This window comes from Olsenella sp. AGMB03486 (assembly GCF_040884255.1).
Classification (GTDB): domain Bacteria; phylum Actinomycetota; class Coriobacteriia; order Coriobacteriales; family Atopobiaceae; genus Olsenella_L; species Olsenella_L kribbiana.
This window is the reverse complement of record NZ_JBEVTM010000017.1, coordinates 1-15,670: the sequence shown is the minus strand read 5'-3', so window position 1 is coordinate 15,670 and position 15,670 is coordinate 1. Positions and strand designations below refer to the sequence as shown.

At 56.8% G+C, this 15,670-nt stretch carries 15 protein-coding genes; 5 read left to right on the top strand and 10 right to left on the bottom strand.

Translation table 11 applies throughout. The features are described 5' to 3' along the window. Nucleotides 1-125: 125 nt before the first annotated feature. Nucleotides 126-872 (top strand): RloB family protein, encoded by a 747-nt coding sequence (locus tag ABVS03_RS08740; RefSeq protein ID WP_368018809.1) that lies wholly within the window; start codon nt 126-128, stop codon nt 870-872. Nucleotides 873-1,203: 331 nt separating this feature from the next. Further along, nucleotides 1,204-1,359 carry a hypothetical protein gene (locus tag ABVS03_RS08735; RefSeq protein ID WP_368018808.1) on the top strand — a complete coding sequence of 52 codons (156 nt, stop codon included), beginning with the start codon at nt 1,204-1,206 and terminating at the stop codon, nt 1,357-1,359. Nucleotides 1,360-1,597: 238 nt separating this feature from the next. Here ABVS03_RS08735 and ABVS03_RS08730 read toward each other — a convergent pair whose 3' ends face one another. The 8 genes from ABVS03_RS08730 to dnaK all read right to left on the bottom strand — a co-directional run bounded on the left by ABVS03_RS08730 (nt 1,598) and on the right by dnaK (nt 12,213). Then, nucleotides 1,598-2,293, bottom strand: a complete 696-nt coding sequence (locus ABVS03_RS08730; protein ID WP_368018807.1) for a DUF4230 domain-containing protein — start codon at nt 2,291-2,293, stop codon at nt 1,598-1,600. Between the two features lie 385 nt (nt 2,294-2,678). Continuing rightward, complete coding sequence (locus tag ABVS03_RS08725) at nt 2,679-2,855, bottom strand: hypothetical protein (RefSeq protein WP_368018806.1); 177 nt, start codon at nt 2,853-2,855, stop codon at nt 2,679-2,681. A 2-nt stretch (nt 2,856-2,857) separates the two neighbouring features. Further along, entirely contained in the window at nt 2,858-4,876 is a 2,019-nt protein-coding gene (locus ABVS03_RS08720) for a PASTA domain-containing protein (protein WP_368018805.1), read from the bottom strand. Between the two features lie 181 nt (nt 4,877-5,057). Then, the gene (clpB, locus tag ABVS03_RS08715; RefSeq protein WP_330971546.1) at nt 5,058-7,736 is read right to left on the bottom strand and encodes an ATP-dependent chaperone ClpB; all 2,679 of its coding nucleotides are present in this window, start codon (nt 7,734-7,736) and stop codon (nt 5,058-5,060) included. A 255-nt stretch (nt 7,737-7,991) separates the two neighbouring features. Further along, the gene (locus ABVS03_RS08710) at nt 7,992-8,447 is read right to left on the bottom strand and encodes a helix-turn-helix transcriptional regulator (protein ID WP_330971547.1); all 456 of its coding nucleotides are present in this window, start codon (nt 8,445-8,447) and stop codon (nt 7,992-7,994) included. Continuing rightward, a complete protein-coding gene (locus ABVS03_RS08705) occupies nt 8,434-9,408 on the bottom strand; it encodes a DnaJ C-terminal domain-containing protein (protein WP_368018804.1) in 975 nt (324 codons plus the stop codon). Before ABVS03_RS08705 ends, ABVS03_RS08710 begins: the two co-directional genes overlap by 14 nt. Nucleotides 9,409-9,485: 77 nt before the next feature. Then, on the bottom strand, nt 9,486-10,217 hold the full coding sequence (gene grpE, locus ABVS03_RS08700; RefSeq protein WP_368018803.1) for a nucleotide exchange factor GrpE: 732 nt from the start codon (nt 10,215-10,217) through the stop codon (nt 9,486-9,488). Between the two features lie 76 nt (nt 10,218-10,293). Then, nucleotides 10,294-12,213, bottom strand: a complete 1,920-nt coding sequence (dnaK, locus tag ABVS03_RS08695; RefSeq protein WP_368018802.1) for a molecular chaperone DnaK — start codon at nt 12,211-12,213, stop codon at nt 10,294-10,296. Between the two features lie 277 nt (nt 12,214-12,490). On the opposite strand from dnaK, the gene yfcE reads away from it, so the two are divergent. Further along, the gene (yfcE, locus tag ABVS03_RS08690) at nt 12,491-13,066 is read left to right on the top strand and encodes a phosphodiesterase (protein ID WP_368018801.1); all 576 of its coding nucleotides are present in this window, start codon (nt 12,491-12,493) and stop codon (nt 13,064-13,066) included. A gap of 243 nt (nt 13,067-13,309) precedes the next feature. Here the strand turns inward: yfcE and ABVS03_RS08685 are convergent, their stop codons facing one another. Then, nucleotides 13,310-13,534, bottom strand: coding sequence for a DUF2188 domain-containing protein (locus ABVS03_RS08685; RefSeq protein WP_368018800.1), 225 nt, complete (start codon nt 13,532-13,534; stop codon nt 13,310-13,312). Nucleotides 13,535-13,869: 335 nt separating this feature from the next. Between ABVS03_RS08685 and ABVS03_RS08680 the strand changes: the two genes are divergently transcribed. Next, entirely contained in the window at nt 13,870-14,946 is a 1,077-nt protein-coding gene (locus ABVS03_RS08680; RefSeq protein WP_368018799.1) for a hypothetical protein, read from the top strand. Nucleotide 14,947: 1 nt separating this feature from the next. Next, a complete protein-coding gene (locus ABVS03_RS08675; RefSeq protein WP_368018798.1) occupies nt 14,948-15,247 on the top strand; it encodes a hypothetical protein in 300 nt (99 codons plus the stop codon). Nucleotides 15,248-15,413: 166 nt separating this feature from the next. Here ABVS03_RS08675 and ABVS03_RS08670 read toward each other — a convergent pair. After that, nucleotides 15,414-15,670, bottom strand: a 257-nt coding sequence (locus tag ABVS03_RS08670; RefSeq protein WP_368018797.1) for a hypothetical protein, incomplete at its 5' end; no start/stop codon positions are given.

The window sequence follows — 15,670 nt, the reverse complement described above, 5'->3', positions numbered from 1 at the left end:
AGCAGGCACCCGCTTTCTTATAGTTCGGATATCTTCCAAATGTCTGAGATGCCGCAAATCGTCAAATTGGCTTCATTTGCCCTGCTCTAAAGACTTTGGCATGTTGCCTTCATCAGGCAGGGGAGGTGAGGGCACTGGCAAGTATCCATAGCCATAGCCGCAGGCGTCCCTCAAGAACTCCCGGGTCTTCGATTGCCATCTTGGTGGAAGGCAAGGTGACTGAGCCCGAATACCTCGATGCCCTCAGGAAAGCACTCGGGATACCGAAGGGACTCGTCGAGATTGAGAAATCAAGATGTACCGATGCAAACGGAATTGTCGGCGAGGCAAGAGAACTTCTGGCTAAATCCAGCAAGAAACGGGGAGGAGAAAACTTCGACGAAATCTGGGTTGTCGCTGACGCGGAGTCTGAGCACGAGAACGGATCATCAGAAAATATCTCCCATGCCATCAATCAAGCAGGAGACGACGTTCATCTCGCGCTTGATTCTCCGAGCATCGAGTACTGGTTCCTGCTGCATTGTGTCCGGACCACACGTGATTTTCCCACAGCAGCTGATGTCATCGCTGAACTTCGGCGGCATTGGCCTGGATACTCCAAACAGAGCAGGAAGCTCGACTGGTCTGCTCTCATCGAAAGGACGGAACCAGCCATGCAGAATGCTGCTTGCGTGAGAAGAATGCGCAGAGGCGCACGTGCCAGCCGTCCGCTTGCGGATATGGACGTCCTGGCAGCAAAGCTAGGCAGCATGGGCAAGCAGAGCATCCCGCGCGCTGAAGACAAGGTGGCCACACACCGTTCAGCATTTGAACCGCCCACCTGCAAGGATCTCTATTCCTGGGAGCGGCTCCATCAGAATCTTTCGCAATGATAGGTTGCAAGAGTCTGTTCGCAACCAATACCGCTCACATGGTGAGCGGTTTGTTCTCAGGGCATAGCTCTCACATGGCCTGCCTTTCAGCGGATGCCTGCAAATCAGGCATCCGCTTTTCTTCTGAATGCTTTGCCTATTTACGAAGTTCCATCAGGGGGACTGGAAGAGGCTTCGGGACGACATTGATGAGGCAGCCGAATCTGTTACCGATTTGGCTGCAAGCGCAGACATAGAAGACATCATGCTTTGCGATCTCGAGGACGTCCTTGTCTTCTTGAATCTCCCAGCAGACACACCCTTGCCGAGCGGGCGCAAAGGAAAGGTACGGATGAAGCGCCTCTTCCGGATGGTGGCAGTAAACCATCCGTACCATGAAGCGGAGAAGGCGCGACCTCTCATACAAGCTCTTGATATGGGCAAGATTGCGGAGAGGGCGCCCTTGCCTCTCGGCAGATTTGAAAGCACGCTCTTTGGTGGGGGCTAGAGGCAAGTGTAAATTTTGGGGCCCCAAAATTTACACTTCGTCTCACGGAAATGACGTTTGCCCAGTTGGCATCTTCCCCCTCAGAGGGCAAGTGTCATTTTACTGACGCAGTTGCTTGCACGAAGGACAAAATCATGACCACTCGCATAGCGGGTGGTTCTTTGTGCCGCACTGCGTGCGGCACAGGCTAAAGCCATGAAGAGGGAGAGACGGGCCTGTTGCCCGTCCCTTCTAATGCCTACTGATTGCTCGTGGAATCAGCGTCACGATAGATGAAGTTGATCGTGTATTTGCCCTCGTCAAAGGCTGCATTGTATAGGTTTGTAATCTGCTTCTCAGCATTGGTCCTTGCTTCTTCCAGGAGTCCTCCATTCATGGCCTCCTGCTCGCTCCTTTCGATACATTCCTTCTGGAAGGCATCAGACTCCTGGATGCTGATCGGATTGATAAGGTTGTTGTTCTCCTCCAGCACGCCCGACAGGTCCATATTGGGAGTGTTCGAGACGATATAGGGCTGGTCGAGGGTGATATTCAGCACAGTCGAGTCCTCGCTATCCTGCTCGATAGCAGCGGTCTTCAGATTGACACCGGCCTTGAGCGTGCCTGAGTAGCGATACCAGAAGCTGTTCTCAGTGAAGGGGACATCGAACTGGTTGAAGAGGTCACGGTTCGAATCAGTGACCTTGTCGACGTAGGTATAGTCCTGCGAGGCACTGACAAGCTCGCCCTGGTCCTGAACACGCGAGAAGACAACGGTCGGCGACAGCGTTTCGACATCAGAAGTCACCACCTCTTTGGAAGTCATGGCAAAGATGTAGTAGATGACAGCACCGCACGCCAGTGCTCCGATTATCAGGCCGATGAAGAACACGGAAATGGTGTGCTTGATGTTCTTGCCCTTGGCGGTCTTGGCTGGCTTGTTCTGGGTTTCCATGGATATCTCCTAGCCTGCGAAAGTTTCCCTCTCATTATGGGACGTGTAATTTTCGCGAGCGCAAGGCGATGCAGTGTCTATCTCTACGCGGCAGGGATTGAGCCGGGAGTGGCACATGCAGGGACGAAGAAGCAAGACGATGCTTGCGTCATGGTGGAGGAAATCTCCGAGACGCGCTCGCCTACGCTGACGCAGGGCAGGCACGAAAAACAAGGGGCCAAGAGCTGCATTTGCTCTCGGGGAAGCGACATTTGCTCAGCTGATATCAGCCCGCCGCGAGCTCAGACGTCATTCTGCTGGCGCATCCGCCCATCCGAAGGGCAACGACGGAGGGGCGCCTGCACTTCGCAGACGCCCCTTCTTCTCTATCTTCTGAATGGCAGAGCTAGTCCCACGGATCGCGCTCGAAGAGCGGCTCTGCCTTGGGCCTTCTGTCAGACCACGGGTCGTATCCGTCGTCGTCCTCGTTCTCAGGACGGGCGAAGGCTGGGTCTACATCCGGCTTCTTCCTGTCCTGTTCCTTCTTCAGTTCCTTCTTCTTGCTATCGTCTGGCTTCCCCATGGCTACTTCACTCCCAGATACGTATCTGCTGCATACTGTGCAATCTGCTTCAGGTCTCCCGACTGTGCCGAATAGGCATCCTTCGGAGCGCAGGTCACGACTGCCTGGATGGTCGAAGAGCCCGACTCCTGATAGAGCAGCACGGTCCAGATGAGGTCTCCCTGGCTGCCAGCACTGCAGATATAGGAAGTGCTGGATGTGGTCTTCGTGCTCGAGCTGCCCTTCGAAGCATCCGTAGAGCCATTCGAGTTCGCATTCGTGCTTGTGGACGTGCTCGAAGAGGAGCTCGAGGAGTTCGCCGTCTGGCTCTGCGACGACGTGCTGGAAGAGCCCGTCCCGGACGTGGATGTCGTAGAAGAGCTGCTGCTCGATACCGTGGCACCCTTCGTGGAAAGGCCGCAGAACGACATGGCCGCAGACACTCCGTCATCCGTCAATGCCGTGGCACCGGCATCGGAGGCGGCAACCGTGAGCTGCACGCCCGAAATCGTGGCGCCAGAGGCAAGCACATCGTCCGTCGCACCTGACGTCTGTGCCTTTGCATGAGGCGTCGGCGTGAAGGCAATGGTAGGTGCATATTCCTTCGTATAGGTGCAGGTGGCTACATTGTCAGAAGACGCGCCATAGACGAGCGCATAGCCCTGCTGTTCCATGAACTTGGCAATGTCCTGCGGGGTGGCAGAGAAGTAGTCTGCGATATGGTCTGCATCGGTGAGAGACGAGCTTTTCTCTTCCTTCTTCTCGTTCGCGACACGCACGGTCACGACCGTGCCCGAAGAGACCTGGGTTCCGGCGGCAGGATCGGTCGAATCCACGGTGCCTGCCGTACGGTCTGCATCCACATAGACGACCTTTGCCACAAGGCCGCTCTGGGAGAGCGTGCTCACAGCAGCGTCTTTTGTCATGCCTATGACGTCAGGCACTTCATAGCCCTGGGCAACCGTGAGCGTCACGGTATCGCCTGAAGAGATTGTGGTACCCACATCAGGATCAACAGCTAGGACCGTGCCAGCATCGGAGTCTGAGCTCTGGTACACACAGTGAATCGTGCCTGCACCGATCTCGGAGAGTGCGGCAGATGCATCCTCCTTCGTCTTGCCGATGATGTCGGGGATGGTGCGGGCCTTGCCCACCTCAAGAGAGATCGTCGTGCCCTTGGCTTCGCGCTCTCCTGCTTTGGTTCCCTGCGAGAGCACCTTGCCGGCATCTGTATCCACATACGTGTAGCCGACGTCTGCCACAAAGCCGGCCTCCTCGATCTTCTGGACCGCTACATCTTCTGTAAGTCCCTGGACATCAGGGACGCTCACGCCTCCCCACCACTGGAACATGTAGCCGATGAGGCCAATGGCAAGAGCGGCAGCCACGGCGCAGATTGCGATAGCGGTCGTGCGGCGGCGCTTGGGTGTGGAGCCGTGCTCTGTGCCATCTCCCTCTTCTGGCTTCTCCTGATCTGCAGGAGCCTCCGCGCCCTCTTCTCCTGCAGGCCCCTCCTCGGAGGGCAGCTCTTCTGGTGCCGGCTCAGGCGCTGCCGCCATATCGAGTGGCACCGCGACCGGCGCGACCTGTGTGAGCGTGGAATCGGAATCGATGCTCTCGCCGTCTATGCGCTCAAGGCCCAAGGAAGGATCTGTGTCCTCTTCCTCATTCTCGAAGACAGCCTCGGTAGCCTTCTCCTTGATATAAGTTTCGAAGTCCACCGCATTTGTGGGCCCCTCTTCGACCTTGGCTGTTTCTGCCATGGCTTCAGGGACGACGCGGGCCGTCGCTTCAGGTGCATGGGTCGTAGGGACCGTGGCATCTCCCACCGCCCCCATAGGCTGGGTCTGTCCCTGGGAACGTGCTTCGGCGGCCTTCCTCACTGCCTCATCGATCTGGCCTGCAGCAACGGTCGCTGCAGCATCCTTTGCTTCCACGACATGCACCTTCGGCGCCTTGGCACCAGGCTTCAAGGGATAGCCGCACTGCGTGCAGAAGCAGGCTGTATCCAAGACTTCTGCTCCGCACTTCGGGCACTTCATAATCGGCAAGCTCCTTATCTTATGGGCAGGCATGCGTCTGCCCGAAACATTTCTGAATGAAATGATACGCCAGCGCCAGTTCCCCGGCATATATCCGCATACGCAAAGAGGCCTCCTGCACCATTGCTGGCACAGGAGGCCTCTCATATCAGGCAGCTGGCTAATCAGCTGCTATGCGCAATTACTCGACGTCGTCAGGCTCGAGCGGCTCGTCTTCGGAGCTTTCGGAGGAACCTGCCTCCTGCTCCTTCTTCCGGGCCTCGGAAGCGGCATCGTCGCGCTCTGCATAGAGCCTGTCGTCTGCCCCCACATCGACCTTCACGACATCGCCCTCGTGGAGCTTGCCGTCGATGATGAGGTTGGCGACATTGTCCACGACCTGGCGCTGGATCAGACGCTTCAGAGGACGTGCACCGAAGACCGGATCCAGGCCATCGAGAGCCAAGGACTGCTTTGCGGGGTCCGTGAGCTCGAGCACGATGCGGTCACGCTCGAGACGCTTGCGGACGTCCTTGAGCTGGATATCGACAATCTTCTCGATGTCTTCGAGTCCAAGCGGATGGAAGACCACGACGTCGTCGATACGGTTCAGGAACTCCGGCTTGAACGTCTGGCGCAGGGCATTGTTGACCTGGCGCTGGACCTCTGCCGGGTCGCTCGATGCATTGGCACCGGCGATGTACTGGCTGCCCACGTTCGATGTCATGATGATGATCGTGTTCTTGAAGCTCACGACCCTGCCCTGGCCATCCGTGAGGCGGCCATCGTCCAGGACCTGGAGCAGGATGTTGAAGACATCAGGATGTGCCTTCTCCATCTCGTCGAGCAGGATCACGCAGTAGGGATGACGGCGTACGGCTTCGGTGAGCTGGCCACCTTCGTCGTAGCCCACATATCCAGGAGGAGCACCGATAAGACGCTGGACCGAGAACTTCTCCATGTACTCGGACATATCGATACGGACCAGTGCCTTCTCATCGTCGAAGAGGCACTCAGCCAGAGCCTTTGCAAGCTCCGTCTTGCCGACACCGGTAGGGCCGAGGAAGAAGAAGCTGCCGATAGGACGGTCAGGATCCGAGAGTCCCGCACGGCTGCGCCTGACAGCGGCTGCGACGGCACGCACGGCCTCGTCCTGCCCCACGACACGCTTGTGGAGCTCGGTCTCGAGGTTCCTGAGCTTGTCCATCTCGCCCTGCATCATCTTGGACACAGGAATGCCGGTCCAGCTCGAAACGACCTCTGCGATCTCTTCCGAGGTGACCTCCTCTTTGAGGAGCCCTCCCTCTTCCTGCTTGGCATTGAGCGCCTTCTCTGCAGCGTCATACTGCTTCTGAAGGGCCGGAATCGTGGCATAGCGGAGCTCGGAGGCACGGGCCAGGTTGCCTTCGCGGGTGACGCGCTCCATCTCGGTCTTCGCGTCCTCGATCTGGCTCTTCAGGTCCTGCACCTTGTCGATGGCAGACTTCTCGTTCTGCCAGTTCGCCTTCATGCCATCAAGCTTCTCCTGGGTCTGGGCAATCTCCTTGCGGAGCGTCTTCAGGCGTTCCTTCGAAGCATCGTCCTCCTCCTTCATGAGAGCCTGCTCTTCGATCTGCATCTGCGTGAGCTGGCGATCTACTGCATCGATATCGGCAGGCATGGAATCGAGCTCCATGCGGAGCCTCGATGCTGCCTCATCGACGAGGTCGATGGCCTTGTCCGGCAGGAACCTGTCGGAGATGTAGCGGTTCGAAAGATCGGCGGCCGCAACAAGCGCCGAGTCCGTAATGCGGACGCGGTGGTGCTGCTCGTACTTGTCCTTGATACCACGAAGGATTGAGATTGTATCCTCGACACTAGGCTCGCCGACCATGACAGGCTGGAACCTGCGGGCCAGAGCCTGGTCCTTCTCAATGTACTTGTGGTACTCGTCCAAGGTCGTAGCACCGATTGCGTGAAGGACGCCACGGGCCAGGGCCGGCTTCAGGATGTTGCCTGCATCCATCGAGCCTTCCGTGGCACCGGCACCCACAATCGTGTGCAGCTCATCGATGAAGAGGATGATCTTGCCGTTCGACTTCTCGACTTCCTTGAGGACGCTCTTGAGCCTGTCCTCGAACTCGCCACGGTACTTGGCGCCAGCCACGAGCGCGCTCATATCGAGCTCGATGAGCTCCTTGTCGCGCAGGGTGGACGGCACATCGCCGTTAACGATACGCTGGGCCAGGCCCTCGACGATAGCGGTCTTGCCGACACCCGGCTCGCCGATCAGCACTGGGTTGTTCTTCGTACGCCTCGAGAGCACCTGGATTGTGCGGCGGATCTCCTCCACTCGTCCTATGACAGGATCGAGCTTGCCCTGGCGGGCAAGGTCCGTGACGTTCCTGCCGTAGCGCTCGAGCGCCTCGAACTCAGGCTTTGCATCCTGCGATGTGACGCGGGAGTCGCCCCTGAGCTCTGTATAGGCCTCTTGGATGCGCTTTGCCGTGACGCCCGAAGCCTTCAAGATCGAACCTGCATCTGACTTGTCGTCAGCCAGCGCAATGAGCAGATGCTCGGATGTGACATACTGGTCATCCATCTTCGCTGCAATCTTCTCTGCGTCGTTCGTGAGGCGCACGAAGTCATTGCTCATGCCCATCTGAGAGCTGTCTCCCGATACCTTGGGAGCACGGGCGATTGCCTGGTCGGTCTGGTTCTGTATGCTCTTCGGGTCTGCGCCGACACGCTCGATGATGGCAGTGATGTTGCGCTCGCCGGAATCGAGCAGCGCCTTCAGCAGATGGATGGGCTCCAGAGCGCCAGCCTGCGCATCAACAGCCACACCCATAGCGCTCTGCAGCGCTTCCTGGGCTGTCACAGCCCATTTGTTGATGTTCATATAGCACTCACCTCTCTTTGGAATGGAAGGCATCTCTTCCAATCCGTCTTTCCTTTTCAGGTATTAGTGTTCCCGCATTGCCCCTCTCTCATACATATCTAAGTCATCTCATATCAGATTTTTTGTATCTCCATGACTTAGTCTTTGAGGGCTATCGGGAGTATCAGTGACGATAGATAGGGTCAGGAGGTTTCTCTCCTACGAAGGAAGGCAGCCGCGAGGCTGCCTTCCAAGCACGCTCGTATGCAGTTTTCCCTAGACGTCCCGATCTTCATCGACGTCGTCGTCCGCATCTGCCCCTGAAGAGAGGAGGCCGCGCATGACCTGCTCTGCGGTCTGTCCCTTGTAGGGAGTAAGCGCCACTATCTTCTCGCGCATGCGGAGCTCGTGGACCTCGTCCTCGAGCTCGCGCACACGTTCTCTGAGCTCGTCTATCTCCTTGTTGCGCTTGTCTGCAACCTCGCGCATATCGAGGATGCGGATGACGCCTGCAAGGTTGATGCCTTCGTCCGTGAGCTTCGCGATAAGGTTCAGGCGCTCGATATCTGCCTGGGAGTAGAGACGGGTATTGCCTCTCGAACGTCCCGGTGTCACAAGCCCCTTCTGCTCATAGACACGAAGCGTCTGGGGATGCATGCCGGTAAGCTCTGCGGCTACGCTGATCATGTAGAGCGGCTTGTTCTTCCCTGTACGGTCGTCACTGCGAGCCATAGCGCTCCGCATCCTTTCTGTAGTCGCGGGTATCTGCGTCCTTCAGGACCTGGAGTGCCTCGCGCTCCTTCTGCGTGAGCTTGCGAGGAACGGCAATCCTGATCGTGACGTAGAGGGCGCCCTTCTGTCCCTTGTGCTTCACATCAGGAGCGCCAAGATCGCGGAAGCGGAACGTCTTGCCATCCTGCGACCCTGCCGGGACCTTGAGACGCACCGTCTCGCCCTGAGGTGTCGGCACATCGACGACAGAGCCCAGTGCCGCCTCATAGAAGCTCACCGGGAGCTCCATCCTGATATCGGCGCCGTCACGCTTGAAGAGCGGATGCTCCTGCACGCGAGTCGTGATGACGAAATCGCCGCGCTCGCCGCCGCCGTAGCCATAGTCGCCACGTCCGCGGTAGCGGAGCTTGCCGCCGTCGACCGCACCTGCCGGAATCTTGACCGTGATGGTCTGCTTCTCCCCCGTCGAGGGAATCGTATAGGAGACCTTCCGTGTCGCACCCTTCAGGGCATCCTCGAAGGGCACCTCGATAGTAGCGGTGAGGTCTCCGCCCTTCTGGGGCCTCGGCTCACGGCGCGTATTCCCTGCACCGCCGCCAAAGATCGTCGAGAAGTCGAAGCCGTTGAAGGCTCCGTCTCCCGAGCGGATATTGTCGAAGATATCGCCCCAGTCGACGCCCTGGCCGTTCGTGGTGTACGTATACGTCCTGTTGCGTCCGCCCGAACCGCCGAAATCGGCACCTGGAATGCCGCCGAACATCAGGAGCTGGTCATACTCGCGGCGCTTGTCCGGATTGGACAGCGTCTCGTAGGCTTCCGAGAGCTCCTTGAACTTCTGCTCGTCGCCGCCGTTGTCCGGGTGGTACTTCACGGCAAGCTTGCGGAATGCCTTCTTGATTTCGTCCTGGGTGGCGTCACGCTTTACGCCCAGCACGTCGTAGAAGTTTCTCTTGTCAGCCATAAAGCTTCTCGCCCCCTTCTTCTCTTCTCATAGACAAGCGCCCGAACCGCGAGGCCCGGGCGCGCATCTGGTGTGGCTTACTTGCTGCCTTGAGCCGCGCCATCCTTCTTCTCCTGCGGGCGCTTCTTCCCGCCGTAGGTGACTGTCACCATTGCGGAGCGGATGACCTTGCCTCCCATGCGGTAGCCCTTCTGGTAGACCTGGGAGACCGTGTCCTCGTAGACATCGGCATTCTCCTCGCGTCCTACCGCCTGGTGCGTCAGAGGATCGAACGGCTCGCCTGCCGGGTCGATGACCTCGACCCCCTCGCCGCCGAGCACCCCGAGCATCTTGGTGTGCACCGCCTGGATGCCATCAGCAAACTGCGCGAGGTTCGCATCCTCGCCTGCCGTATTCTTCGCATGCTCGATGGCGCGCTCCATATCGTCAAGCACGGGGAGGAGCTTCTCCACGAGGCGCTCGTTTGCACGGGCGCGCTCGTTTGTGCGCTCCTGCTCGGTCCTCTTGCGGAAGTTCTGCCACTCTGCCTGGAGCCTCAGGTACTTGTCCTGGGCCTCCTTGGCGGCATCCTCGGCCTTCTTCTGGCCTTCCTCTGCCGCGTCAAGCTTCTTGGCATACTCATCGCGCTCGGCTGCAAGCTTGTCGGCATCCTTCTTCAAATCGTCTGCCGCTGCCTGCTCGCCTGCCCTGATGGCAGCCTCAATCATATCCTGCTCTGACATGCCCGATGTGTCGGTCTTCTGGGCAGCATCGGATGCACCCTTCTCAGGGCCTGTCTTCTTCTCATCGCTATCGATGGGCACCTTCACGTCGCCCTCCTTCCAAGGCGGGGAAGGCGCAGCAGCCCGAAAGCTGCTGCGCTTCCCTTATTCGCTGCTATAAGACCTACTCGGACTTCTTCTTGTCGTCGTCCACGACTTCGTAGTCGGCATCGACCACGTCGTCAGCAGAGCCGGACTGCTGCTGGGCGCCTGCGTCAGCCGTGCCGCCAGCGGTCTGGGCATTCGTCGTGGAGTACACGATCTCTGCGAGCTTGTGGCCCACGTCCTGGAGCTTCTCGCCTGCGGCCTTGATAGCATCGATATCGGTGCCGTCGAGTGCCTTCTTGGCCTCTGCAACTGCGTCCTCGACCTGCTTCTTCATGTCAGCAGGCACCTTGTCGCCGAGGTCCTTGAGCGTCTGCTCGGTCGAGTAGGCAAGAGAGTCGGTCTGGTTCCTGACCTCGATCTCGTCCTTGTGCTTCTTGTCCTCCTCGGCGTGGGACTCTGCGTCCTTGACCATGCGGTCGACTTCGTCGTCAGACAGAGCCGTGGAGCCAGAGATCGTGATCTGCTGGGACTTGCCGGTGCCCTTGTCCTTTGCCGTGACCTTCACGATACCGTTGGCATCGATATCGAACGTGACCTCGATCTGAGGGACGCCACGCGGTGCCAGAGGAATGCCGGTGAGCTGGAACTTGCCGAGCGACTTGTTGTCGCGTGCCATCTCACGCTCGCCCTGCAGGACATTGATCTCGACGGACGTCTGGTTGTCTGCTGCCGTGGAGTAGACCTCGGTCTTGGAGGTCGGGATCGTCGTGTTGCGGTCGATCATCTTCGTCATCACGCCGCCCATGGTCTCGACACCAAGGGAAAGCGGGGTGACATCGAGGAGCAGGATGCCATTGACATCGCCGGTAAGGACGCCGCCCTGAACAGCTGCGCCATCAGCGACAACCTCATCCGGGTTCACGGACATGTTCGGCTGCTTGCCGGTCATCTGCTTCACGAGCTCCTGGACAGCAGGCATACGGCTGGAGCCGCCGACGAGGATGACCTCATCGACCTGGCTAATCTGGAGGTTCGCATCGCGGAGAGCCTTGGTCACAGGCTGCTTGCAGCGGTCGAGCAGGTCACGCGTGATGCGCTCGAACTCGGCACGCGTGAGCGTATAGTCGAGGTGCTTCGGGCCATTGGCATCAGCGGTGATGAACGGAAGGTTGATCTGTGCCTGCTGGGCAGAGGAGAGCTCCTTCTTCGCATTCTCGCAGGCCTCCTTCAGACGCTGCAGTGCCATCGGGTCCTTGCGCAGGTCGATGCCGTTCTCCTTCTCGAACTTCTCTGCACACCAGTCGATGATGCGCTGGTCCCAGTCATCGCCACCGAGGTGGTTGTCGCCGTTCGTGGCGAGAACCTCGACGACGCCGTCTGCAAGGTCAAGCAGCGAGACATCGAACGTGCCGCCGCCCAGGTCGAAGACGAGCACCTTCTGATCGACATTCTTCTTGTCGAGGCCGTAGGCAAGAGCTGCTGCCGTCGGCTCGTTCACGATACGCTTGACATCGAGGCCTGCGATCTTGCCTGCATCCTTCGTTGCCTGACGCTGGGCGTCATTGAAGTAGGCAGGGACCGTGATGACAGCTTCGGTGACCGGCTCGCCGAGATACTTCTCAGCGTCTGCCTTCATCTTCGAGAGGATCATTGCGGAGATCTGCTCCGGCGTGTAGTCCTCGCCGTCAATCTCAACGACAGCACGTCCGCCGGTGCCGCTCTTCACCGTGTACGGAACGGTCTTCAGCTCAGAGCCGACCTCGTCGTAGCGACGGCCCATGAAACGCTTGATGGAGAAGACGGTGTTCTTCGGGTTGGTGACAGCCTGGTTCTTTGCTGCCTTGCCGACGATGCGGTCTCCGTCAGAACGGAAGCCCACAACGGACGGCGTTGTACGGTCGCCCTCAGCGTTAACGATAATGGTCGGCTCGCCGCCCTCAAGAACGGCCATAGCCGAGTTGGTTGTACCAAGGTCGATTCCCAGAATCTTTCCCATGGTCTATTCCTTCCTTCGCTGCGGATTGCGTGCCCTCTGCACGTTGTGCCGCATTCCTTTTGCTTTACAGTCTCTATGATATCCCATCAATCCGATTCTTATACATAATCTAAGTCTCAAAACATTAGATTTTTTCTAGCAGCCACCGAAAGACTTCTAATTCAAGCTCACGCATGCTTTCTCACAGCCACGATATGCCCTTCATGCTGCAGAAAGACCAAGTTCCTGCGCGTACAATCAGACATAGATATAGAGATACGAGTGCAGAGGAGCATATATGAAGCTTCTGATCGCTTCCGATATCCACGGTGCCGCCAAATGGTGCCGCTCCCTCATGGACGAGATAGAGAAAGAGAACCCGGACAGGGTGATCCTTCTGGGAGACCTCCTCTATCACGGGCCCAGAAACGACCTGCCCGAAGACTATGCCCCCAAAGAGGTCATAGCCATGCTCAATGGTATAAAGGATCAGGTCATCGCCGTACGCGGCAACTGCGAGGCAGAGGTAGACCAGATGGTGCTCGAGTTCCCGTGCATGGCAGACTACGACGTGCTCTGGGATCCGGAAGCACAGAATCCCGTCACGCACGGCAAGGGCCAGGAGCTCTTCTTCACCCATGGACACATCTGGGGTCCCGGCATCCACAACTCGGTGGACCATCTGCCAAATCTCCCCAAGGGTTCTGCCTTGGTCTATGGGCACACGCACAAGAAGGTCAATGAGCCAGCACCAGGCAACCCAGACATCCTCTGCTTCAACCCAGGCTCTGTCGGCATCCCCAAGGACGGCACCCACAGCTATGGGATCTATGAGAGCGGCGTATTCAAGCACTGCTTGCTTGAGACGGAATAGCTTATTGCCCCCCATAATGTGCAGCAATGAGTCAGCACGGGACGGAAGCTAGCATCTGCTTCCGGCCCGTGCTTCGTCGAGATGGAGTCTCTTCCTACAAAGCAATCAGTCCATACTCGAGCCCGCCAGAGCCGCAGAACCGCAGAACCGCAGAACCGCAGAACAAGTCTGTAGTACAGGGCATCTTGTGCAGGCTGCAGCTGGTACTGGTCAAGCTCCAGATAGAAGAACTCTGGTTGCGGCCTATCCGCGTGGAGGGTATGGATCGTTGCCGTACGAGCGCTTGTCGCGAATCTTGCCATCAGTTCCGAAGATGGTAAGTTCGCTGCCGCGCTTGCTGGCAATCTCCTTACCACGGGCGATTGCCTCGGTCTGTGTCTTGAACTGTCCTGCCGCACGCGAAGCGCCCTCGCTCTTTGTGTACCAGCCATCGTCATTCTTGGCCACGAAAACATTCTGCTTTGTCATGTGGCATCACCTCCTCACCTGCCGAACTCCGGATGTGCATCGGGCATATCTTGCCCTCATCTAATTTAGAATCTCATAACGACGAGATTCCCTCGTGCCTGTTATGCGATGGCTCTAGTCTTGAACCGAGCGACACAATCGACTGTGCTGCCCTCACAATCCGACATGAGACATTCGGAGAAACAGTGTTTACTCCATTACAGACAAATGTTTCATCCCGCACCGGATCTAGGCCAATCGACCATTTCAAGTCAGGTCAGGCCGTTCGCCTGATGTCTAATTGCGTGGTTCCATCCAAGCAGCATAATTAAGGCACAGCGGAAGGTGGTGTCAACATGTCAGCGGGCACAAGCGATTTCAAGCATCGTCTAGTTGATCGAATGACCATCCATGTTGATACCGAGAACCTTCAACATGAGATTGCATATAGTCGCTTGCGCGAGATTCTTGACGGCTACGACATCCTTATTGACGCTCTTGAAGACGATCGCGCATATAACGCGGATGACACTCGTACTCATCAGCGCAAGTCAGCCGAGGCGAAATCTAGTCACAAGCTATATCTTGCACCAGCTACCGCAGGCTCATATGCATGCGAGGCCCTGCTATATGATGACTCAGAGCTCGGTAAACAAGCTTCTCCCCTATTCGGAGAGGGCTTTACCCGCATGTTAAAGGTCATGGACGCCGTGTCCGAAGGGGATAAAGCAAAGTTTACAGAGAGGGTCCCAAGTCGCTTTGCGCGATCTCAAGTTCTCTCTGGAATGAAGAAGGTAACCCCACATGCTGGAGAGAAGATAACAGTAACTGCTGGACTAGAACATACAGTAACGGAAAACCTCAGGCAGGCTGATGTCATTCCGTTCAAAGAGCTTGAACCATATGATGACAGCTATGTGGATGCCGAAATCATCGGGACAATAGCATCTGTCGATTTTGAGAATAGAAAGCTTAATCTAAGGATTCACGGAGCGTCGAAAAAGTTCTCGATTCCATATGACGCCGAGATCGAAGACCGCCTTATGGAATCGAGGCATAAGACCATGACGGTCAAATGCAAGGTGAGATACAACCTTAATGGCGATATAGACGATGTACAAGACGCTGACGGTATCGAAGAGCTAGTGCTTAAGCCAATCGAGATCAAAACCTTCAAAGCAGATGGCATTACCCACACATTTAAATCTCCAATAAGCGTCGAGGTAAGCCTGGACGAAACTGGACAGGTTTATCTTGGTATATTTGAGCCGCTCGGTCTCTGTGTATATGCAACTCACCAAGACGAACTAAGAGAAGAAGTACTGAACGATCTTGCATGGAGATGGTCAGAGATAGCGGTGGCTGATAATGAAACTCTTGCCTCAGATGCACTAGCAATCAAAGAAGCCTTCATTAAGCTTGTAGGTGATTAATATGGCCTCGCTTAATAAAGACTTGGTTATCCGTAACCTGACAAAAAAGGGCTTCGTGCTGTGCGAAGGAGATCACCACTACCTCCACTATGTTACCCTTGACGGGAAGAAGACCGGTATCCGGACAAAGATCAGCCATGGCTCTCATAAGGACATAACCAGCGGACTCGTTTCGGCAATGGCTACTCAATGTAAGCTGACAACACATGATTTTGTAGAATTCGCCAAATGTCATATTGATCAGAACCAATACGAAGCAAAGCTGACGGCAGGTAATTATCTGCCGCGCAGTCCAAGATAGAGGATTACTGAGCCTAGGCTTCAATGCCTATTACAGCAGGAAATCAGCCTGCTCGTGTGTAGCATTGGTTAGCGATTTCTCTTGTAGCTGATCCTTGATTATGTATATTGGCGCAACCACCTTGGTGTCAATGAGATATCGGCAGCATCCCAAGCCTGCGCATTGCTCATTCGCCGCTCGAGGCTGTTCCGCTAGCGGCTTCTTGCAACAACTTTTGCACGTCCGCGTCAGGGCTAATGCAGCTGCCACTAAAGTCTTTAGTTTCCGCCAATTCCCCGTAGGCATCTCCAAGTAGCACCTTGAAAACGGCCTCGACCACAGGCGCTAGTTCATCGTCAAGACCAAGTCGCGGATCAGTTCCAAATGCAAGCTTACACTCTTCGCCGTGATTGACGTCTAATCCATAGCATGCAAACGCCTCTG